Annotated in this window: 19 protein-coding genes and 2 tRNA genes; 8 read left to right on the forward strand and 13 right to left on the reverse strand. The window is 58.5% G+C overall.

What is annotated here, in order from left to right; genetic code table 11:
* A complete protein-coding gene (locus tag JIN81_RS16045) occupies nucleotides 1-1275 on the reverse strand; it encodes an NAD(P)/FAD-dependent oxidoreductase (protein WP_234045085.1) in 1275 nt (424 codons plus the stop codon).
* Nucleotides 1276-1368: 93 nt separating this feature from the next.
* Between JIN81_RS16045 and JIN81_RS16050 the strand changes: the two genes are divergently transcribed.
* The 3 genes from JIN81_RS16050 to JIN81_RS16060 all read left to right on the forward strand — a co-directional run bounded on the left by JIN81_RS16050 (nucleotide 1369) and on the right by JIN81_RS16060 (nucleotide 3827).
* Nucleotides 1369-1947, forward strand: a complete 579-nt coding sequence (locus tag JIN81_RS16050; protein WP_200282216.1) for an OmpH/Skp family outer membrane protein — start codon at nucleotides 1369-1371, stop codon at nucleotides 1945-1947.
* A 6-nt stretch (nucleotides 1948-1953) separates the two neighbouring features.
* Complete coding sequence (locus JIN81_RS16055; protein ID WP_200282219.1) at nucleotides 1954-2463, forward strand: hypothetical protein; 510 nt, start codon at nucleotides 1954-1956, stop codon at nucleotides 2461-2463.
* Between the two features lie 188 nt (nucleotides 2464-2651).
* On the forward strand, nucleotides 2652-3827 hold the full coding sequence (locus JIN81_RS16060; protein WP_200282221.1) for an AraC family transcriptional regulator: 1176 nt from the start codon (nucleotides 2652-2654) through the stop codon (nucleotides 3825-3827).
* Nucleotides 3828-3890: 63 nt separating this feature from the next.
* Here the strand turns inward: JIN81_RS16060 and JIN81_RS16065 are convergent, their stop codons facing one another.
* Nucleotides 3891-4748, reverse strand: coding sequence for a sigma-70 family RNA polymerase sigma factor (locus JIN81_RS16065; protein ID WP_200282224.1), 858 nt, complete (start codon nucleotides 4746-4748; stop codon nucleotides 3891-3893).
* Nucleotides 4749-5225: 477 nt separating this feature from the next.
* Between JIN81_RS16065 and JIN81_RS19530 the strand changes: the two genes are divergently transcribed.
* Genes JIN81_RS19530 through JIN81_RS16080 form a run of 3 tightly spaced genes read left to right on the forward strand, consistent with a single transcriptional unit; the run spans nucleotide 5226 to nucleotide 9446 of the window.
* Complete coding sequence (locus tag JIN81_RS19530; protein ID WP_200282232.1) at nucleotides 5226-6986, forward strand: ATP-binding cassette domain-containing protein; 1761 nt, start codon at nucleotides 5226-5228, stop codon at nucleotides 6984-6986.
* A gap of 57 nt (nucleotides 6987-7043) precedes the next feature.
* Nucleotides 7044-7448 (forward strand): hypothetical protein, encoded by a 405-nt coding sequence (locus tag JIN81_RS16075; protein ID WP_200282234.1) that lies wholly within the window; start codon nucleotides 7044-7046, stop codon nucleotides 7446-7448.
* A 21-nt stretch (nucleotides 7449-7469) separates the two neighbouring features.
* Nucleotides 7470-9446 carry a hypothetical protein gene (locus JIN81_RS16080; protein WP_200282236.1) on the forward strand — a complete coding sequence of 659 codons (1977 nt, stop codon included), beginning with the start codon at nucleotides 7470-7472 and terminating at the stop codon, nucleotides 9444-9446.
* Here JIN81_RS16080 and JIN81_RS16085 read toward each other — a convergent pair.
* From JIN81_RS16085 to JIN81_RS16125, 9 genes are all read right to left on the reverse strand, one after another.
* The gene (locus JIN81_RS16085; protein WP_234045087.1) at nucleotides 9434-9742 is read right to left on the reverse strand and encodes a gamma-butyrobetaine hydroxylase-like domain-containing protein; all 309 of its coding nucleotides are present in this window, start codon (nucleotides 9740-9742) and stop codon (nucleotides 9434-9436) included. The genes JIN81_RS16080 and JIN81_RS16085 overlap by 13 nt on opposite strands.
* Complete coding sequence (locus JIN81_RS16090; RefSeq protein WP_200282238.1) at nucleotides 9739-10431, reverse strand: YggS family pyridoxal phosphate-dependent enzyme; 693 nt, start codon at nucleotides 10429-10431, stop codon at nucleotides 9739-9741. The genes JIN81_RS16085 and JIN81_RS16090 overlap by 4 nt, the downstream gene beginning before the upstream one ends.
* A complete protein-coding gene (locus JIN81_RS16095; protein WP_234045089.1) occupies nucleotides 10431-12575 on the reverse strand; it encodes a carboxy terminal-processing peptidase in 2145 nt (714 codons plus the stop codon). The genes JIN81_RS16090 and JIN81_RS16095 overlap by 1 nt, the downstream gene beginning before the upstream one ends.
* Before the next feature lie 224 nt (nucleotides 12576-12799).
* A complete protein-coding gene (locus JIN81_RS16100) occupies nucleotides 12800-13549 on the reverse strand; it encodes a PDZ domain-containing protein (protein WP_200282242.1) in 750 nt (249 codons plus the stop codon).
* Nucleotides 13550-13573: 24 nt separating this feature from the next.
* A complete protein-coding gene (locus JIN81_RS16105; RefSeq protein WP_200282245.1) occupies nucleotides 13574-14131 on the reverse strand; it encodes a polysaccharide biosynthesis/export family protein in 558 nt (185 codons plus the stop codon).
* A gap of 41 nt (nucleotides 14132-14172) precedes the next feature.
* The gene (locus JIN81_RS16110) at nucleotides 14173-16338 is read right to left on the reverse strand and encodes a GumC family protein (protein ID WP_200282248.1); all 2166 of its coding nucleotides are present in this window, start codon (nucleotides 16336-16338) and stop codon (nucleotides 14173-14175) included.
* A 154-nt stretch (nucleotides 16339-16492) separates the two neighbouring features.
* Entirely contained in the window at nucleotides 16493-17776 is a 1284-nt protein-coding gene (locus tag JIN81_RS16115; protein WP_200282251.1) for a porin family protein, read from the reverse strand.
* Nucleotides 17777-17808: 32 nt separating this feature from the next.
* Nucleotides 17809-18432, reverse strand: a complete 624-nt coding sequence (locus JIN81_RS16120; RefSeq protein WP_200282255.1) for a hypothetical protein — start codon at nucleotides 18430-18432, stop codon at nucleotides 17809-17811.
* Nucleotides 18433-18458: 26 nt separating this feature from the next.
* A tRNA-Gly gene (locus JIN81_RS16125) sits at nucleotides 18459-18532 on the reverse strand.
* Nucleotides 18533-18682: 150 nt separating this feature from the next.
* Between JIN81_RS16125 and JIN81_RS16130 the strand changes: the two genes are divergently transcribed.
* Nucleotides 18683-18756 (forward strand) — tRNA-Gly (locus JIN81_RS16130).
* A 135-nt stretch (nucleotides 18757-18891) separates the two neighbouring features.
* Here JIN81_RS16130 and JIN81_RS16135 read toward each other — a convergent pair.
* Together JIN81_RS16135 and JIN81_RS16140 are read right to left on the reverse strand one after the other, a co-directional pair.
* Nucleotides 18892-19647 (reverse strand): Nif3-like dinuclear metal center hexameric protein, encoded by a 756-nt coding sequence (locus JIN81_RS16135; RefSeq protein WP_200282264.1) that lies wholly within the window; start codon nucleotides 19645-19647, stop codon nucleotides 18892-18894.
* Entirely contained in the window at nucleotides 19640-20407 is a 768-nt protein-coding gene (locus JIN81_RS16140; protein WP_200282267.1) for an RluA family pseudouridine synthase, read from the reverse strand. The genes JIN81_RS16135 and JIN81_RS16140 overlap by 8 nt, the downstream gene beginning before the upstream one ends.
* Nucleotides 20408-20487: 80 nt before the next feature.
* On the opposite strand from JIN81_RS16140, the gene JIN81_RS16145 reads away from it, so the two are divergent.
* Nucleotides 20488-21801, forward strand: coding sequence for a bifunctional UDP-3-O-[3-hydroxymyristoyl] N-acetylglucosamine deacetylase/3-hydroxyacyl-ACP dehydratase (locus JIN81_RS16145; protein WP_200282269.1), 1314 nt, complete (start codon nucleotides 20488-20490; stop codon nucleotides 21799-21801).
* The last annotated feature ends 13 nt before the right edge of the window (nucleotides 21802-21814 follow it).

A 21814-nucleotide genomic window follows, 5' to 3' on the forward strand; every position in this document is an offset into this window, starting at 1 on the left:
TCACCCGAACCGACCGACCGCCAGATCCCCGATCGGAGTGAACGGCTTGCGACCCGTCAGCAGATCCGCCATCAAGCGACCCGTGACCGGCCCGAGGCTGAGGCCCATCATGGCGTGGCCGGTCGCCGCGTAGAGGTTCTCCATCCCATCCACCGCACCCAGATACGGCATCCCGTCCGGCGAGACCGGCCTCAGCCCGGCCCACGGCTCGACGCCATCGAAATCCTCCTCGGAGAAGCGTGGGAAATAGCGGGAGATCGACTTGATGATCCCGTGCACGCGTTGGCGGTTGATCGACAACCGGTCGCCACCCACTTCCATCGTGCCTGCGAACCTCAACGACTTACCCATCGGCGTGATGGCCACTTTGGCTTCGGCGAAAATCGAGCAGAGCCGGGGCAGTTCAACGGGGTCGTTCAAGGTCAGCGAATACCCCTTGCCCGCCTGTAGCGGGAGCTTCAGTCCGACCTGGCGCAGCAGGCCCGCGGTCCACACTCCACCGGCAACCACGAAGCGCCCTCCCTCAAACGCCCGCTCACCCGACCGCACAGCCATCACTCGTCCACCGGACGACACGACCTCATCCACCGGCACCCCATATTCGATCCGCCCTCCGAGTTCAACCACCCGCTCACGCAGCCGCCCCATGAAACGGGACGGATCCAGATGGCAATCCTGCCGGTAGTGCACCGCTCCCTCGACCCGCATGGTCACATCGGGATCCATGGCCGCCGCCCCCGCGGCATCCAGCACCTCTGCCCGCACCCCGATCTCCTCAGCCTCCTGCGCCACCTCCGCTTCGGCCTCAAGCCCCTTGGCGGAATCACAAAGCATCAACAGACCTTTCTCGCACCAACCGAAATCATCCTCGCTCGCCAGCTCGGCAAAAAGCCGCCGACTTTCGAGGTTCAGATCCCGCAGCAAGCCGCGCGAGGCCGCGACGTGAGCGGGAGTCGACTTGCGGTAAAAGAGCCAGCCCCACCGCATCAGATCCAGACTCAAGCGAGGTTTGACATAAAACGGACTCTCCGGATCGAGCATCCAGCGTAGCCCCTTCGCAATCATGCCCGGAGCTGCCAGCGGGATGAAATGGCTCGGCACCACCATGCCCGCATTCCCCACCGAGCAACTGTCCCCGCCCTCGGGCTCCCTTTCCAGCACCGTCACTTCCAGCCCGGCCCGCAGCGCGTAATACGCCGTGGCCAGTCCAATGACGCCCCCGCCGACGACGACCACCCGATTTCGCGCTTCCTGCATCACGAATAAACTACTCATGCGGTCTTGCGAATCTGCTCAGAAATCCCTCACCAATGAGTCGCAATCGCCGGGACTCGACAGGGGCACATCCCGGGTACATCTTGGCGGCAGATGATTCGCGCCGCACTCCTGATCCTCTGCCTGCTCGCCACCAGCGCGGCCGTGGCTGCGCCAAAAATCGCCAGTATTCGTGTCGGAGACGTTTATCGCGAACTGGACAAGACCAAGGAAATGAACGCCGACATCACGGCGAAACGCCAGGCCTTGCTCAGGGACCCACGGCTTGCAGCCTACCGGGAGGCCTTTGGCGACCTTGAGGCACTTCAAAAGGGACTGATCAAAGTCGCCGATCATGATCGCGCCACGCGCCAACGATTGATGCAGAAGTTCAACCTGAAACGTCAGGAAGCACTGACCCTCAAGCGTGAGTTCGAAGAGTTTCAGCGCAAGGAGACGAAGAAGATAGACCGGGAAATGGTCTCTCGTATGGAGGCCATCCTCACCGAGATTCGTCAGAAGGCGGACACTCTGGGACAGAAGAACGGCTACGATTGGGTCATCGATGTGTCGGGAAAAACCAACACCGGCCTCCCATTCGTCCTTTACTCAAAGCCATCCGACGACATCACTAACGACGTGCTCTCCGCCATGGGACAAACCATCGCGGAGACCTCCGACGAAGACAACTGACCCCTCATGGAAACATTCCTCAACATCATCAAGGAGCCCTTCGTTTGGGGCCTCGCCATCGGCCTCGCCCTCACCATTTTCACTTGGAAATCCGGCCTCTCGAACAAGCTTCGGCTCTCGAAGGATGTGCGCCGACTTGAGAACGAACTCCGCGATCTTCAAGGGCACCTGAATACCCAGCTCAAGATCAACTCGCAAGGCAACCAACAGCTTCAGCAGGAGCTCGAAACCCTCCGCGAGCAGAACGAGAACATGCGGGTCTCGATGGCCACCCTGCAGAGCAAACCAGGACGCGCCGAAGTCCGCCAGTACCAGGTGATGGAAGCCGCCGTGCGCCAGATGCGCGAGCAGGCCCCCGGTTTCGCCCCCGCTTGGGAAAAAGCGGTCCGGCAGGCCGAGACGGAAATCGAAGCCGGAGAGAACGGCCTCAAGAAACTGGTACGCAAGGTCATCCCGGGCATCGGCATGACGACCGGAACCCAAGCTTCCGGCTCCGACAACGAGGACAAGGACTGATCCTTCCCCCACAGGTGACGCCTATGCTCATCTGCGCAGCTCCAGCGGCCCGTTAAGTGCATTTTTCGAGCGCTTTCACCACCTGCACAACACCGACACGAACCAAAAAATGAGGTTCATGTCCAAATGGAGGATTGCCAGCCTCCCACAGAAATTGGTTGGATCTGCGGCCTGCCCGATTTGATCCAATGACCCATTCCCCATCCAGCTCTGAACAAGACCTCATCGAGCTCCTGAAGCTTGCTGGCCCGGAATGGATGAGTGACCGGGTCTGGAAAGCCGAAACGCTGCAACCCAGCGACCACGAACTGGCGCTCCAGGTCGAAGGTCCAGCCTTCTGCTACCGTTGGGAAATCGAGGGCTCCCAGGTCAACGTTGCCTTCATCCCCTCTGGAACCACCAGCATCGCTCCCGGTCTTTCCAGACTGATGGTCATCGAGGTGGGGCGCGGCACCATCCGCGTCCACATCCCCGGACGGGACCCGCAAATCATTGGGGCCCTGTCTCCCGCGATCTATCAGCAGATCGCGGAACTGGTGACCGAGGCCCAGAATGCCATCGCGCAGGGGCTTTCGAGTTGGAATACGAGCATGTCGCTCATCGCAGGCAGCATGAGGATGGCCACACTGACCTTGGAAGCCGCCACCGCAGCCGCTGCCCCGGAACGCGGTGGCAAGCGCTCGCCGAAAAAGGATCAATTGGTGACCCAACTTCATGAGTGGCTGCGGCCCAACCTCGGCAACTCGGTCAAACTTGCCGATGCGGCCAAGCGCTTCGACAAGAGCCCGCGCCAACTCATCCGCATCCTCAAGGAAACGACCGGCGCAGGATTCGCCGAGCACCTGACGATGCACCGGCTCACCTTGGCGCGCTCGCTCCTGATGCGCTCCGACCAGTCGGTCCGCGAAGTTGCCAAAGCCGCCGGCTTCAACAGCCGGGAGCAATTCATCCGCTCCTTCAACAAGGCCTTCTCGTGGACTCCCCTCCAGTTCCGCAAGGCGTGGAACCGGGCGTCCCTATCCGAAAGCGATCTGGAAACGCTCTGCAAGGTGTCCGGACGCTCGGAAGTGACTTGGACCCCACCCGGGGAAACCGCCCTGACTCCCGAGGAAGGAAGTGAAGGTGCACCCCACACCGTGGTGGTCGCCAACGCACTCCACGAGATCGTCGAGCTATTCTGGGTCAGCCCGCAAGGCAAGCAGGCACGCATCGACGTCCTCGAGCATGGAGGCATGGCCTTCGTCAACCGCGACAGCGGAGGGTCCGCATGGGTGGTCCGAGCTCCATCATCCGGACTGGAACGCTTCTTCGTCACCCCGGACGATCACTCACTGGCAATCGTCTCGCGCGAACTCGCCTCGTAGGCCGAAAAAAGGTGAGCCACTGCGAATGCAGTAGCTCACCTGAATCTAGCGTCCGCCCCCGTATCAGGAAGCGGCGAGGCCGTCAGCTGCCTTGGGCAGCGGCAGCTCTTTCCGGCGCAGCGCTTTCCGCATCTTGGTCAGCGCCACATTCTGCAACTGACGGATGCGCTCGCGCGTCACTCCGAATTCGCGACCGACTTCCTCCAGCGTGAGCGGCTTGCGCCCGCTGAGACCGAAACGTTCGTCGATGATCTGGCGCTCGCGCTGGTCGAGCACCGCAAGCAGGTCGTCGAGTTCACCATGGAGGTTCTTGTCGCTGAGAGCCATCAAGGGGTCCTCGGCGCTCTCATCGCCAATGATCTCGCTGTATTGCGTGGCCTCACCGTCGTTGATCGGCGCATCCAGCGAAGTCGGCCGCTGGGATGCCTGCTTGAGCATCGCAAGCTTGCGGCGTGGAAGACCGATTTCCTCGGCCAACTCGTCGTCGGTGGGTTCGCGCCCGAGTGCCTCGGCCAGCATGGATGAGATCCGCCGCATCTTGGCAATCTTGTCCACCATGTGCACGGGCAACCGGATCGTTTTGCTCTGGTTGGCCAAAGCACGCTTGATCGATTGCTTGATCCACCAGGCGGCGTAGGTCGAAAGCTTTCCTCCCTTTTCGGGATCGAATCGCTCAACGGCCTTCATCAGGCCGATGTTTCCTTCAGAAATCAAATCCGGCAGGGGAAGTCCGTAACCGGAGTAGTCTTGGGCGATCTTCACCACCAAACGGAGGTTCGCATTGATCATTCGCGTCCTGGCTTCCTTGTCTCCTGCCTTGATCTTCGCCGCCAGCTCGACCTCATCAGCTGGGGTCAGCAAAGGCGTCCGAGAGATCTCGCGGAGATAGAGTTTGAGACTGGAGTCGTTTTCAATAGCCATAGGATTGGTGCCCTGGGGGCGGTTAGAAACTCGATTCGTTCGGTTCCTTGTCTGTTAAACGACACAGGACGCCTATTTATTCCCAAAATCGAATCCTCAATTCGTAATTACACTGTGATTACTGCAACGATAAGAATTGCGGAATACAATCCAGCCCGATTTCACCCCTCCCGGAACTGAAGTTAATGCACTGATCGCAAATCACTTGTGAAAACCAAAGGGATGCGGTGCAATTTGCATTTGCTATCCAGATTGGGCTGATATGCGTAGATCTACGGAAGCCAGTTTGAAGTCACCGGGTGAGTTACGAAAATGTCACCAAAGCTCATCGCAGATTCCCTGATTTTCTTGCTCGCCGACTGCAAGATCGCCCCCTTCTCTAGCTGTAACGTTCCTTGTACCGCCATTAGAGTGATTTCGCGTCCTGCAAGAAAGGCCGTGGCGGTTTCCTGTCCTCCGTAGCTTTACCAAAACGCCGTGCTCGAACTCAAAGACGTCTGTTTCACCATCCAGAAAGATGGCGAAAGCGTGAATCTCATCGATTCCGCCTCCATTCAGATCCCACGTGGTCATTTCATGGCAATCGTCGGACCTTCCGGATGCGGTAAAACCACGCTGCTCAAGACCATCGCGGGCTTGAACCCCGAATCCGATGGCGCCCTGTTCTGGGAAGGTCGCAATCTCTCCGAGGAAGGGGATTTCGAGCCGGCGGAGATCGGCTACGTGCCGCAGTTCTCCATCGCCTACGATCCGCTGACCGTCGACGAATCCATCGAGGCCGCCACCCGACTTCGTGTGCGCACTCGCGATGCCGAGGATCTGGATCACCGGATTGATCGCGTCCTTGAGGAAACCGGGCTGACGGCGATCGCCGATCGCCACGTGAAGGTGCTCTCCGGCGGACAAAAACGCCGTCTGGGACTCGCCATGGAGTTGGTCTCCGACCCCAAGCTCCTTCTTTGCGATGAGGTCACCAGCGGACTCGATCCACGCTCGGAGCGGGAGATCGTCCGACTGCTTCACGACCTGTCACGACGTGACGGACGGATCGTCCTCTCGGTGACGCACTCGCTCGCCCACCTCGAGCTCTACGACTCCATCCTCGTTCTTCATGAAGGTCGCGTCGCCTACCACGGACCACCCGATCTGGTGACGCACTACTTCTCCGTCCATGATACCGAAGAGGTCTATCCGAAGCTCGCCACCCAACCGAGTGAACGCTGGCAGGGATCGTGGCTGAAGCACCAGGAAGCCTACTACGGGAAGCTCGAGCGCAGCCGCCAGCGCGCCATCGATGCAGGGACACTGCATGTTCCTGAAAAACACGAGGAAGAGGTGTCCGACGAGGATCAGGAGGAGAAACCGGAACAAGCCGCTTCAGTCAAGGCCCCCGGCTTCTTCACCCAACTCGGCACCCTGTTGTCACGTCGATGGAGGATCTTCTTCCGCGACAAAGGACAGGTGTTCCTCCAGCTCGCGATCATTCTCTGTTTCCCCATCCTTGTCACCCTGTTCTCGGACAAGGCCGAGGGACCGATTGCCAGCCTGTCGGATGCGAAACAAGACAACATCCTCGAAGAGATCCAAGAGCGGCAGATGGTCCGCCAAGAACAGGTCAAGGTCGGATCGGCGGTCAGCGGAATCATCATGTTTCAGGTGATCCTGCTGTCCCTGATGGGTTCGAACAACTCGGCCCGCGAGATTGCGGGTGAACGGCAGATCTTCGAGAAGGAGAAGTTCGGGGGACTCCGACCCAGCGCCTATCTGGCGAGCAAACTCGCCTTTCTCGCCTGTCTCGTCCTCGCCCAGTCGATCTGGATGGGGGTCTTCGTCAACTTCTTCGGGGTATTCCGCGGTGAATTTCCCCAGCACCTCCTCTTCCTGCTGCTGATCAATGGAGCCATGACGGCCATCTGCCTGGGGATCTCCGCATTGATGCGGACGGCCGAGCAGGCCTCCCTGCTTTCCATCTACCTCGTCGGATTCCAGCTACCCCTGTCCGGCGCGGTCCTCGCCCTGCCCGAGCATATCGAAAAGTTCACCCGGCCATTCATTTCAGCCTACTGGGCTTGGTCAGGCAGCGTGGATGCCTTGGAAAGCAAGGTCCTCTACGCGGTCAAATCGGTCATCGACACCTCACTCACCCCACAAAACGTGTGCCTCTACACGCTGCTGTTCCACATCGGCGTGGGGTTGATCGCCGCCTGGATCGGTGCACGGCGTCACCAATGGGATTGAAGCTGAGCCCTTGATTCTTGGCATTCCTCTGAAACACTGTCTTCTCACCAATCTACCATGGCACGTCGCGCTAGTTCTGGACCCAAACCCGGCCTCCTCATCGGAGTCGCCGCCGCCCTTGCTGTAGCCTTCTTCGGAGGAAAGCTCGTCCTCGGCGGAAAAAGTGGCAAACCCATCTCAGGCACCAGCCTTGAAATGCGGGCTGTCACCGAGAACGCCAATTCCCTGCGGGGCAACCAATACGTGGTCGAAGGAAAGATCGATGAGAAGCTACGCTGGACGCCCGACATGGGGCAGGTGATTTCTCTCAAGGTGGACGAAGGAAGCGGCCCGGACTTCCTCGCGATCGAGATCCCACCCAACCTTTCCGCCGTCAATATCGAGCGCGAGCAAACCTACGCATTCAAAGTCCGCTTCCGCCAAGGCGGCATCGCTGTAGCCGAGGAGATCACCCGGCTCTAAACCCAAACACGCCCTTTCATCATGATTGCCAACCGCATCGCTCCCCTTTTTCTCCTCGCTGGCATCGCATCGGCCCAAGTCTATACGCCACCACCATCCGACGGCGGCTCGACACGTGGTTCTGACTCTGGAGGCGGCGACACGGTCATTCAGCGTCAGCCTGAAAAGAAGAACGACTCTCCCTTCCTCGGCAGTGAGTTGCCCTTCATGGATCCCAATAGTGAGATGGTTTCTTGGAATGGAAGCACCTGGGCTGCCACCGACAACCGCTTGATGGCCGCCCGCTTCGAACGCTATCTGAACGAGCCTGAGGACGATTCCGAGGCCGCTCAGGAGTATCGCGACACGATCGAGGAGATCCTCGACTTTGTCTCCCCCCACCACCCCGGAGGCCCTGACTTCGCCGCTGCGGTCAAACTGCTTCCTCGTGCATCCAGTTTCCCGGGCGACGCCAAACTCTGCGACTCACTCTCTCAAGCCATCTACGCTGCGGTCCTCGCGAAAAAGGACGTCAACTCCACTCGCGCGCTCAACGAAGCGATGGAGGGCGAGAAGCAACGCTTGGTGCGCAAGTACGACTGGAAAGCCGCTCAGGAAACCGATCCCGCCTTGCGCCAAGGTCCTCAAGGTGGCGGTGGCGGTGGCGGAAACAACGGCGGAGGAAACCGTCAGGCCACCAATCGTCAGCCTGCCCAGAATCCGGGGCGTGGCACCCAGTCCCTCGAGTACAAAGATGCCATTCGCCGCGTGGCTGAGATCGAAGCACTCAAGAAAACGAACACCGCCAAGAACGAAGTGCAATTGGTCCAAGCGAAGGTCCAATACCAGGCGCTGATGATTCAGTTCTTCGTCCAACGTCGGTTCGAGCACGTCATGATGGCAGCTCGTTTCTACCATCAGATCTTCACCGACGGAGACAACAAGCTACGCATCGACAAGAAGTCGGACGTTTCCAAGATGATCAGCGAAACCTTCGGCACCAGCCCCACGGTCGCCGCGCTGGACTCCTTGGCCAGTGAAGCCATCCGCGACGTCAACAAGGGTGTCGAGGCATTCAAGTTCCTCTCTGAACGGGGCGAGTTGGAGAGCGCCGCCAAGCGCCTGAGTGAGTCCTACATGGTGGGTGAATTCATGCCCGCCATCCAGACTCTCCCACGCGAAGAGAAACGCCGGGTACTGCTTTTCGTCAGGGAATCCTACAAGCTCATCGCCGCGATCGATTCCAAGGACTACGCCACCGCCAGCCAACTGGTCGACAAGCTGACCGAGGAAGCCGGCGACTTCGATGCCACCAAGGCCCGAGCCGCCATTGCGACCTACACCCGGGTCAGCAACATGCACATCGACTCTGCCAAACTTGCGGCCGCTAACGGCGACAACGACAAGGCGGCGGCCGAGATCCAGAAGGCCATGGAGGTCTGGCCGCAGAACCCGAAACTCGCCGAGTTTGATCAACTCGTCGCGCAGGGAGGTAGCCTCGTGCGCGCCAAAAACGACTTCGACCGCCTGCTCAGCGAGAACAACTACCGGGAGATCTTCAAACGCCAGTATGAGATCGCCCCGGCCATTCAGGGAGATGAAATCCGCGAAGACGCCTTCAAGCAGATCATCACCAACATCTTCCGTATCGATGGCGCACTTGAGAAAGCCACCGAGTTCTCGAAAATGGGGCAATCCTACGCTGCGTGGGAGCAACTCGCCACCCTGCGCGAGGAATTCCCGGACGACCCGAAGCTGGGCCGCCAACTCGAGCAGCTCGCTCCCGAAGTCGCAGACTTCACCAAGGCCCTCGATCGGGCACGCACCTTGGAAGACCGCCGCGACAAACAAGTGGGTTCCGCCCTGTCATGGTATCTCAAGGCCCGCTCGATCTACCCGCGCAGTGAGATGGCCCAATCCGGCATCGACCGCCTCGTGAACGAGATTCTTCCCACCGACAGCGGCATGGGAAGCGAGGAACCGGCGACGTCAGCAACTGCCGACGGTTACGACGACTGAGCCGCAGCCAGCCGCTTCAGATAGTCAAAGCTGTAGATGCCGGTCGAGTGGCCATCGCCCCAGAATAGCTGGAGGGCATAACCACCGACCTTTTCCATCCTCCGCAACTCGAAACCGAATTCACCGATGTGCACGTCGGGACGGATCACCCGCCCCATCGCGTCGGGTTCTCCCTGACAGGCAGCGCACGGGCAGGCGCGCCGCAGGAGGTCGAGAGCCAGAAATACTTCGGAGCCGTCACCAAAGGCAATGGCGAGTTCGTTCCCCACGACCGCAATCGTCATATCTTCACTCATACTTCGCTCGGGCGTTGCCCGAAAATGGCAGATCCCACTCGGACCACAGTGGATCCTTCCTCGACCGCGATTTCGAAGTCGTGACTCATCCCCATGCTCAGCCCTGGCAGAGAACATCTGTGTTCTGCTGCGAGTTGATCCCTCAAGTTCCTGAGCTTCGCAAACCATGGCCTCACCAACTCAGCGGAATCGACCTGTGGCGGAATGGTCATCAGTCCGAGCACTTCGAGGTGCTCAAGCGCCATAAGTTCTCCAAACACCCGTCGAAACTCCTCTTCCGGGAAGCCTCCCTTCCTCTCTTCGCCTGCTTGATTCACCTCGAAGTAAACCTTCGGACGCTTTCCAAGCTCGCCAGCGATTCGATTCAGGTGCCCTGCCAGCTTGAGTGAGTCCACACTGTGAATCACCTCGAAATCCTCCAACACCTTACGTGCCTTGTTTCGCTGGAGCTTTCCGATGAAGTGCCAGCGAATGTCGGGTGACATCACCGCCACCTTCTCAGCAGCCTCCTGCTGTCGGCTTTCACCAAGGTCCAACTGTCCGGCGGCCACAACCGGCTCGATCATGGCCGGTGGAAACCGCTTCGAGACCGCGAGGAGGCAGACATCCGAAGCATCCCGTCCAGCACGCTCACAAGCGTTCCGAATCCGATCCTGGATGCCGACCAAACGATCGGCAGAAGTGTTCATCAGCGAGACTCCGAAGACTTGAGCATGCCCGCCATCTTGGCGTTCCGGGTGATCTCGACGAGATCCGCGGTGACCGCAAGAGCCTCCCGTTTGAATGGGTCAAGGCGGCTCGGCCACTCCGGCGTCGTGTCGAGTTCTGCGGTCTTGTCCTTCGCGCGGCGCATGTAGTCGCTTTTCTCGTCGGAAGGATCCACTTGCTTGAGCGGGGCCTGAGCTTCCACAGCGTCCAAACTGAGCTCGTAGAACTTCATTTGGCTGGCGTCGCGCTTGGCAACCTCAGCGAAGCGCTTGCGGCGCTCCTCGTTGCGCACACGCTGGCGCTCATCTGCGTCTTCCAACTCGGTTCGACGCTTCTCGAGGTTCAGGGAAACCTGATTCTCACGGCGACGGCTGCGCTCCTTGGAAACGTCTTCGATGATGTAGGCGAAGTCTTTGGATTTATCCAAACGCTCACTGCTGAGCTCCTTCAAGCGGGGAAGGAACAGGTTTGCCTTGGGCAGTGGGTCGAACCCGGGAGCAGGTCGGATGATGTCGTGATCCAGCGCATGATCGAGATAGCTTTCGCCAATCTCCAACGCGTCGGTGAGGCTGGGAAGAATCACGTCCGGCACCACACCCAGATTCTGGGTCGAGGACCCGGAGGGCCGGTAGAACTTCTGGATCGTCACCTTCAGGTTGCCCGCCTTTTCCCGATCGGCGAAGAAAGGCATCTGACGCCCGATGTCCATCGGCTGTTGCACCGTTCCCTTTCCGAAGGTCGAGGACTCACCGACGATCACCGCGCGGTTCTCGTCCTGAAGCGCTCCAGCCAAGATCTCACTGGCCGAGGCGCTGCTTTTGTCAGTCATCACCACCATCGGGCCGTCATAGATCGGCCGGCGGTTCTCCGACTCCTTCACTTGCACCTGACCCAGCGTATTCTTCACCTGCACCACCGGCTGGCGCTTCGTGAAGAAACCGGTCATCCTCCGCACCTCTTCCAAGGCTCCACCCCCGTTGCTGCGCAAGTCGAGGATCAGTCCATCGATCTTTTCGACCATCAGACGACGAAGCAGCTTTTCAATATCCAGCGAGCACCGCGTCGTCCCTCCGTCGAAATCGGCATAGAATGAAGGAAGCGTGATCACGCCAATCCGCTGCTTGGAGCCATCCGGCCCCGTCCGTTCAATCAACTCCGCGGACGCTTGTTCATCCTTGAGTTCAACCTTGCCGCGCTTGATCACCACCATGGTCGTTTCCCCTGGCAAACCACCAGCAGGCTCGACCTTCAGGCGGACCTCCGTATTCTCCTTTCCCCGGATGAGTTCGACCACCTTGTCGATCTTCATGAACATGATGTCGACGAGATCCTCGGGTCGCCCGCTGTTGAGAGGATCCACTGCCACCACTCGATCATTCAGCTTCAGTTCGCCGGCACGGTCGGCCGGACCACCAACAACAATACCCATGATCTTTGTGGCACCGTCTTCTTCGGCCTGCAGCAGCGCGCCGATTCCCACGAGCTGGTTCCTCATTCCATCACGGAAACGCTCCATCTGACGAAAGCTCAGGTAGTCGGTATGAGGATCAAAGGTCTTGGCCACCGCACTGAGGAAGTAGGCCGCGATGTCCGCATCGTCCACATCCTTGACACTGTGGAGGAAGCGCTCATAGCGAAGCAGGATCTTCTCCTTCGGGTCCCGCTCATCCTTGAAAAGGTCTTCCTTGTTCTGCTCCTTGGCGAGCTTCACCACCATCTCGCGACGCAGCGTCTCGGATAGGAGCGCTTCCTTGATCTGCTTGCGCCAGAGTTCGGTGGCTTCGGCTTCATCCTTCGGCCACGCAGCCTCCTTCCTCGACCTCATCACACTCTCCTCCTTGGTGAAGTCGAATGCATCGTTCTTCAGCATCTCCTGCCCATCCGCAACCCGCTTCTCAACTCGCTCAACGAAGGTCTTATAGATATCGAGAGCGGCTCTCATACTGTCCTTCTCAAGCAACATCTGGGACAGGCGGTCCCCGTACTCCTTGTCAAACCGATCGATGTCCGACTGGGTGAAGTAGACGCGCCCGTAGTCCAGATCGCGGAGGTAGGTGGCGAGAAAGTCGTCGCTGAGTTCCTTGAACGGCTGCCTCGAACGGTCGAAGTGACTGTTCTGAAGCATGATCGCCATTTGGCATCCCACTTGGTTGAAGTCTGCCTGCTGTCCGCAGGCAACCTGTGTACTCGCAGCACACAACACTGCAACCGCCGCAGCCTTGCACTTGATCGTCTTTATCAACTTACCTTGCATCGGGATGAAATTTGGGTCGGAAGGGTCGCACACCCCCTAGGGATGTCGAACGAAAAGCTCCGTCAACACCGGAGCAAGACCACACCCACCTCGACTCAGTCCGCAGCAGACTCCACCGCGTCTGCCGCTTCCAGGTCCCGTGCATCGAGCCACTCCTGAAATGCCTTGTCACGGGCGGTCTCCTCGTCGTTCGGCACAAACATCAATCCTCCGCCCCGCTGCATGAACATGCGACGTTGCTCGCCATACTCTCCAGCAGACCAAGGTCTCGCACCGAGCTCCAGCTCCACCTCCTGCTTCTCACCGGCCCTGAGGATCCCCAGCGTGATCCGGGTCCCTGGTGCCATCTTGCCCACTCTCGCGGCGAAAGAATCCGCCGCATCCAGACCATCCCAACCCTCTCCATTGAGCTCCGTCACCACATCCTGAGGCAAAAGACCCGCTTTCTCCGCAGGAGAATCGGGACTCACCATGCGGATTTGAATGCCGAAACCTTCTTCGTCACCCAACTCGACATCTGTCGGAGCCATCGTGATCCCGACGAAGCCAGGACGCTGGTCGGAAAGCGACCTGAGCACCGATGCTTTCAGGACCGAAAGCGATCGCTCCTGGACCTCGGGAGAGGGGTCACCTTTCGAACGTGCCAACAACCACGGCCATGCCGCCTCGCCTTGCTCCATCGCCCATTGACGAAGCGCATTCTCAGCTGCAACCCGCTCCGGATACGACTCCGCAGAGAGACCTGCAACGAGTTCCACGGGGGGCTCAACCTGACCAAGAACCGGTCCGGCAAGGCCAATGCCGCCGACGAAGACCCCAAGAACAAGCCGAGCGATGCTTTTCATTCGTCCAAATCGGAATCGGATGAACTACCGACCAAGAAGGTTCTTTTGCGGAACTTCGATGGTGTCATTCGGCTGCACGAGGATCGTCTTGTTTTCGGTCTTGGTGAGGTCCACCTGTCGGAGCCTCCCGTTTCGAATCAATTTCACCCGATACATGCTGCCGAATTCGGTGGCTCCACCTGCAGACTGCACGGCGCTGTACAGAGTCAGCCCTCGATTGAACGGTTTGGGGCCAGGAGCCCTGACAAAGCCACCGACGGTCACCACGAATTGCTCGATCGAATCACCATCGCTGGTGATCACCTGAATCGTTGGATTGGTGTAGATCTTGGCCGAGCGGTAGCGGGATTCAATGCTCTGAGCCAAAGAGTTGCCGGTCAGGCCAGCAGCCTTCACGGAACCGATGAAGGGCATCCGAATGAAACCACCATCCGAAACCGGGTAGGTGTTGTTCACCCGGGCCATCTCCTCGGTAGGAACGCCTTGGATGCGGATCTCGATCGCTCGCCCTGCCCGAATCGTGCTCTGGGCTGAGGAAATCATCGGAATCAAAGTGAGCAGAAGTAGGAGTAAGGTTTTCATGAATTTGAGGTCGTTGGGTTCGTCCCGTCTGGCAAACCAGCTCAGTAGAGGTCGTCCTGAGTAGCTGAGCCCGTTGCCTTGGAAGCGCCCTTAGACGGTTCTTCGGTCTTTCTCGGTGACGCAGCCGGAACATTCTCCGTCGGGGCGTAGTAGGTGTAGTAGCTGGTGTAATATTGATACTGGCTATCGCTGCGTACGTCCACATTGTTCAGCACCACGCCGATCACATGCCCGCCAACCCCTTCAACCGCGGACTTCACACGCATCAGCATGTTACGCGGCAGCTTCCGGTGTTGAACGACAATCATCGTAAGGTCGACCTCACTTGCCAGCACCGAAGCATCACTGACACCCAAGATCGGCGGCGAGTCGATGAGAACGAGGTCGAAGCGCTGCTTCACATCCTGGATCAACTCCGACATCCGGCGTGAGTTCAGGATTCCAGCTGCATCCGCAGGAAGGATCCCGGACGGCATGAAATACAGGTTGTCCACCGGCGTTTGGAGGATCACATCCTCAAGCATCAGGTCGGTCGTCAGGTAGTTGGTCAAACCCACCGAGTTGTTGATGTCAAAGAAGGTGTGAAGCCTTGGGCGCCGAAGGTCAGCATCGATCATCAAGGTCGTGTAGCCACCCTGAGCACAGATGTACGCCAGGTTCACCAGCGTGGTGGACTTACCTTCACCCGCACCACCAGACACGACAGTGATCGCGTTGTCTTCTGGATTCTTGCGATTGAACTCGATGTTCGTTCGTAAAATTCGATAGGCCTCGGCATCGGGGCTCATGCCGCTCTGCTTGTAGAGAACCCCGACATCCTTCGGAATGACCGCGAGAACCGGAACCTGAAGGTAGCGCTCAACGTCTTCCAGCGTCTTCACCGAGGTGTCGAGATACTCGAGGAAGAAGGCGATACCCACACCGAACACAAGGCCCACGACGGCGCCCAGCGCCAGATTCAGCTTCACATTGGGACTGACCGGCACCTGCGACTCCACCGGGTCGGCGTGAACGATGATCGGGTCCTCCGAAATCCGCCGCTGCATTTCCTCACCGATCTGCTTGATCTTGAGCTGTTCAAGCAGGCGTTGCGAAGTTTCGAAATCCGTCCGGGCATCCTCGAAACTATGGCGGGCGATTCCCGAAGTAATGGCTTCTTCCTCCTGCTCATCCGACTCGATCTTAAGACGGCGGGACTGCTCCTTGATGAGTTCAAGCTGCGCCAGCAGGGTTTCGCGCAGAGCCACAACCCCTTGATCCAAATCCCGGCGTAAACCCGCCAAAATCTCCTTCTGTTGCTTCACATTCGGGTGATTTTCTCCCAATCCACCAAGTGCCAAGGCATCCAATTGGCGTTTTGCTTCCAGAAACTGCGGGTGCAGGGACTTGATGATGTTCTCCGGGAGATTGAGTCCCGCCGCGTAGGTCATCAACTGGTCACCGTCGTAGCGAAGCAAGGTTTCGATCTGACTCTCCAACTTGATCTTTTCCGCCTCGAGGTCTGCATAGCGGCGCGCCGCATCCTGAGCCTCCTGCTCAGGTGTGTATCCACCGAGTTGACCCATGCCTGATCCTGAGGGCGTATACATCACCTTCTCATTTCGGATCAGTTGGGTAAGGACTTTCCGCTTCTCCTCAACTAGGTCCTCTTGGGCGAGCACTGCATCCCGCAATTCAACGAGAGCTTGGTCAGACCGCTGATTCTCAAGTTCGGTCCGGCGCATCCTGTAGGCCGTTGCGACCCGCTCAGCGATCATCCGTGCGTCCGAAGCACTACCCGCCCTGACTCGAACTTCGATCAGGTCCGTGCCACGGATATTCTGAGCATCGATGATTCCTCGTAGAGTACGCCTCACCGTTTCGCGATCCTTGCCCCAATGGTTGGTGAGATTGAGATCGTCGATCACGAGGTCCAGGGTCTTCTGCGACTTGATGACCTCGAACTCGGTCGGGAAGAACGATTGGGTCATTCCCCCTGCGCTGCCAGAAACCACACCAGGAAGCACCTCCACCGAAGCAACACGGGGCCGCACCTGCATGGTGGCAGTCGATTGATACTTCTTTGGCGTCACATAGGTGATGACCAGAGCCGTCATGAAGACGAGCAGAAAAGTGAGCAGGATAATGCCGTAACGGTTCTTGATCACCTGCCAGTAATCGATGGCGTGCAGGGAGGCTTCCGAAGGATTGGATTCTTGAGGATTCATGGATGCGCTTGGGAGAAGTCTTATTCACCGGGCTTTCGTCCTTTTCAAACGAAAAACTCCCGCAATGGATCACCATTGCGGGAGAAGTAGATAGTATGGAAGCTCAGGTGTTGAGTATCCTTTTCTTGTGAAAATTCAGTGAAGCATCCGCTTCTCAGAATTCAGCACGGAGACCCAGACTGACTCGGTTCCGGTCGTAGTTGTAACCGATGAAGTCAGAGGTGCTGTCGGTGTAGTTGTAGGAAAGAGTGCCGTAGAGGTAGTCAGTGAATTTCACTGAGACTCCGACGTACGCGTTCCAAATATCCTCATCGATTCCGCCAGCCGTCAAGGCAGGGGCTCCTGCAGTTACTCCTACGAGGCGGCCATCGTCAAACGATGCAGGGATGTAGTCGATACCTCCGAAGAGCGAGAACATTGGAGAAATCGAATACTCCGAGCTAATACCAAGGCGGAGTGTCCGGCGGTCGTCGAAGTCATACAGGCCGGCACCACCAAGGGTCGCAACGGTCCGGGTTGTATCGTAAACCTCCGCGGAGTAGCGGGCAAATGCCCGAACCGAGAACTGCGAATTGATCTGTGAGCGCAACGCGAGTTCCACGAACGGATTCGTTCCATCTGAACCGAAGACTGCATCGGAACGACGAATCTGTGCACCAGCCCGGGCGATCAGGATCGTATTCGGGCTGAAGCGATGCTCAATACCAGCGAGGAGGTAATGCGACGATGAATCAGCTGCAAGTCCGTCAGCTTCCGTCTGGCTGTAGCGATACTCAAAAGTGAGCACCGAACGAGGATTCAACTGGTAACGGAACTGCTGATAGAGCCCGAGAGTCAAACGATCCGAATTGCGAACGGTGTTGTCGTAGTCAAGACCCGTGATACTGAAACCCGTGTAGGTGGCGAAACGCTCCGTCCAGCGGTAACCGATCGAGTTGTTAGTCTGCCAGTAGAGATACGGATCTGTCTGGCGGGTTGTCGCGAAGCCATAAGCGTAATTCGGCTCCATCTCATAGGCGAAGAAATTACGAGTGCTAAAACGCAGACGTTCGGTGAAACGTCGAGTCCAATTTACTCCAACCCGCACTTCGGGAGTCCAGTCGTCCTGCTGGGCTGCCGGCTTGTCAAAGTAGTAAATCGCCCCGACGCGTGCGTAGACATCCAGGGTCGACTGCGGAGAAATGTTGACGAACGAGAGGCCTGCGTAGCCACCCAAGCTCAGCACCGAGTCGTCCTTGAATGGCAAACCCGTTGCTGGGTTGATGATCGTTCCCGAGGTGGGAGTTGGATTGTCATCCCAAGTGAGATTGGTTCCGACGGTCCACTTCAAGGGCAGGCTTTCCTGAGCCTCGGAACCAACGTAGTAAAGACCCTCGGCGGCGGACGCCGAAGAAACGGCTGCCGCAGCGGCCAAGAGGGTGAAAATTTTTGATTTCATGATTTGCTGGGGTGAATGGATTCCTGAGTCACTCAGCGGGGCACAGGTGTCATGTCAAAATCGGTTGGGGTCGCAACCGGCGGCTCGATAACGGGTGGAAGTCCTGGTAGGATGATTGGAGGACCACCGCCTGGAGGGATGACCGTGGGTGGCATCCATGGATAACCACCGGGGCCACCAGGATTCGGGCCAATGCCCTGACCGGGGAAATCCAGCGGATTCCAAGCGGGCTTCACGTCGACAGGAGCCTTCGGGCTCTTGGCACTCTTGCCGCTGTAATCGGACTCACCTTGGCCGGGCTCAAGTCGGGCCATCACCATTTGGACTTCGGTGAGTGCGTCCGGAGCAACCGCCACAGCGCATTGTGACACGAGCCGCATTTGGTCCGGGACAACCTGGGCAACGGTCTCGACAATTGCTGCGACTGTCTTCGCATCTGCCTTGGTGGCTTCGATTGCCGCCTTCACGATCTCGCACGCGCAGGAGGGGTTTGCCGAAACCTGGCGTTCGACCAACTCAAGAACAGCTTCTGGCTTCGCGGTGGCCGCGTGCTTCACTTCCACTGAAAGCTTGAGACAGTCCGTATCGGCCAAAACCGCATTCGAACTGATTCCAAGAACCAGTACTCCGAGAGCGAATCGTAGAGTGTTTTTCATGACAATATAGGGTTAAGAAAAGGGCGTGGAGCGGGTAGCGGGAATCGAACCCGCATAGCTAGCTTGGAAGGCTAGAGCTTTACCACTAAGCTATACCCGCGTCTGCGTGATGATTGCTATCAATCTGATCCACCCCCCGGCAAGGCTTTTTTCCTAGAATTTATCAAGGTTTGCGCGCCTCGAGCCCATCACATTTTGGGATTGCATTGCCCATCCACCGAACGTAGGCCAGCGCCGCGCCACACAGAAAGCGGGTGTAGTTCAATGGTAGAACGCGAGCTTCCCAAGCTCGATACGTGGGTTCGATTCCCATCACCCGCTCCATTTTTTACGATTTTCACTCTAAAAAGACCGTTCGTTTGAACTGCTCTCTGCGAAAAAATGGTCGCATCCGCGGGAAATCGCAGGCCGTGGCACATAATTGGGCTGCATGCATCCCTCCCTCAGGATGCAGATCGATCACAATCCGGTCGGATGATCCACAAACTCCCACTCGAGCTGGAAAGTCCTCGCCAATTCCTCAGCCAAGGCTTTCACCCCGAAGGTTTCCGTCGCGTAGTGACCTCCATAGACCAGATTGATTCCCAGTTCTTCAGCCAACGGGTAGCTCCAATGAGGCCCCTCACCGGTGACGAAAGCTTCCACGCCGGCCGCCGCCGCATCAGCCACCTGAGAACCCGCGCCTCCGGTAACGATTCCTACGGATCCTATGCGCTCCGGACCTCCCGGGCAGTGATGGACTCTGGCCCCGACTGCATTCTTGACCCGCTCCACCAACTCGTCCCTCGACCAATCCACCTCCGCCCTCAAACCCATGGCCATTCCCTTCCAGTCCATGAAAGGCTGCCAATCGGCCAAACCCATCGCACGCGCCAAACCAACGTTGTTTCCCCATTCCGGATGAACGTCCAGAGGGAGGTGTGACGAATAGATCGCCATCCCGGCGTCCATGGCAGCCTTGATTTTTCGATAGTTTGCCCCGGTCATCGGTTGGGCGCCCTGCCAGAAAAGCCCATGGTGCACGAGCATCAGGTCCGCACCTGCAGCGATCGCTTTTTCGATCACAGGCAAGGAAGCGTCCACGGCTGCTGCAACCTTGGTGACCGGACCCGGATTCTCCAGTTGAAGCCCATTGACGGCCCCCGAGTAGTCCGCGATTTCAGAAGTCTTCAGGGATTGTTCGAGAAATTGGCAAATTGCTCCCAAGTCAGCCATGCCAGACCCCTACGGGGCTACCGGACGAAAACCGAGCGAATTCGGAAGGCCTCGGCGACTTCCAGACCCGCCACTCCCCGGCCCAACGCACGCTCAACTCAGTGCAGTGGAGTGCTTGTCGGGGCAAAATCATCCTCGCCACCGAATCCTCACTCAGTTCACCTCGCACCTGCTCCAAGTAGGCTTCCCCACCGCCACCATAAATCTTGTCCCCGACGATCGGGTGACCCAGCGCCTCCAGATGCACCCGAATCTGGTGCATCCGCCCAGATTCCGGAAAACATCGAATGCTCGAGAACCTCCCCTCCGGCCTCTGGAAACGATCCTCGACCCGAAATCCCGTTGTGCAGGGCTTTCCCTCGGGATGAACACGCTGCCGAACCCAGATCGGGCACTCTTGAACCTCACCGGTTCTTAGGATTGGTCGATTGCAGACCGTTTGCTCCCATTCAGGCCAACCATGAACCATGGCCAGATACTCCTTCCTCACCTCCCGCTTCTCGAATTGAAGGGACAGCGCGTGAGCCACAGGTCGCGTTTTGGCCACCAACACCACTCCGCTCGTCTCGCGGTCGAGCCTCGTTAGGATCGACAAGGTCCCGCCTCCCGCCAACTCACAAGCCAGCAATGCCTGCAATCCACCCAGAAGGGTCGGCTCATCCTTCTCCCCCGTCGGATGAACCACCAACGGAGCCGGCTTCTCGACCACGATCCACTCCGCGGTCTCATCGATCACGGTGAAGTCCAGTTGCGTCGACACTCCGCGAGCGTCGCCTGACATACAGGATTCGTCACGCTTTTGTCTGGCATCCGGATTCTGAACTCTGGTCTCTTTCCCGCATGCCCGCCGACGCGCAACACACCCTGGCCGCCGCTGCCACCCTCGAAGGAACCTCCCTCCACACCGGCGAGAAGGTGACGCTGACCCTCAAACCAGCTCCTGAAGACCACGGCTTCAAATTCCGCCGGGTCGACATCCCGGACCAACCTTTCATCGATGCCGATGTCGAAAAAGTCCAGACGGTCGAACGCGCCACCACCTTGGCCGAAGGCTCGGTCAAAGTGCACACCGTCGAGCACGTCATCTCCGCACTGACCGGAATGGGCGTCGACAACGCCATCGTCGAAATGGACGCCAACGAACCACCGATCGGAGATGGTTCGGCGCAGCCATTCGTCGAACTCATCAAGAAGGCCGGCATCGTCGCTCAGGATGCCCCCCGAAAGACTTGGGAGATCCGCGAACCCATCCACCTGGAGTGCGGCGACGGATCGCTCCTCACCATCGTCCCGTGCAAGACCTTCCGAGTCTCGGTGACCAACGTCGGCCCCGACGGCCGCTTCGCCCAATACTTCTCATCCGAGGTCACTCCTGAGATCTACGAACGCGAAATCGCCCGCGCCCGCACCTTCGTCTACTACGAAGACGTGAAGCCCCTGCTCGACAAGGGACTGATCAAAGGGGGCTCACTCGAGAATGCCGTCGTCGTTCGAGGCGATCAGGTCATGTCGAAAGAGCCGGTCCGGTTCGACAACGAATTCGCCCGCCACAAGGCGCTCGACCTGATCGGCGACCTGATGCTTTGCGGAAAGCGGATCCTTGGCCACGTGATCGCGGTGAAACCCGGCCACGGCCCGAACACCCAGCTCGCCGCAACCCTCAAGAAGGAATATTCGCGGATGCGCTCCCTTGCGGCGCCATTCGAAATCCCACAAGGCGAAGCCATTCTCGATATCAACGATATCATGAAGCTCCTTCCCCACCGTCACCCCTTCCTGCTCGTCGACCGCATCGTCGACTTCGAGGGCGACAACAAGTGCACCGGACTGAAGAACGTGACCATGAACGAACCCTTCTTCCCCGGCCACTTCCCGGATCACCCGATCATGCCCGGTGTGCTGCAGCTCGAGGCGATGGCCCAGGTGTCGTCCGTCCTCATGCTTCGCAAACCCGAGAACGCCGGCAAGATCGGCTACTTCATGAGCGCCGACAAAGTGAAGTGGCGTCGCCCGGTCCTGCCCGGCGATGCGCTCTACATTCAGGCCGAAATGACCAAGTCCCGTGGCTCCATCGGCACCGCCAAGTGCCGATGCCTCGTCAATGGCGAAACCGCCTCGGAAGCCGAGCTGAAGTTCGCCCTGGTCGACAATTGAAACCCACCCTGAT

Origin of the sequence: Haloferula rosea, from assembly GCF_016595525.1 — a bacterium.
GTDB classification, from domain to species: Bacteria; Verrucomicrobiota; Verrucomicrobiia; order Verrucomicrobiales; family Akkermansiaceae; genus Haloferula; species Haloferula rosea.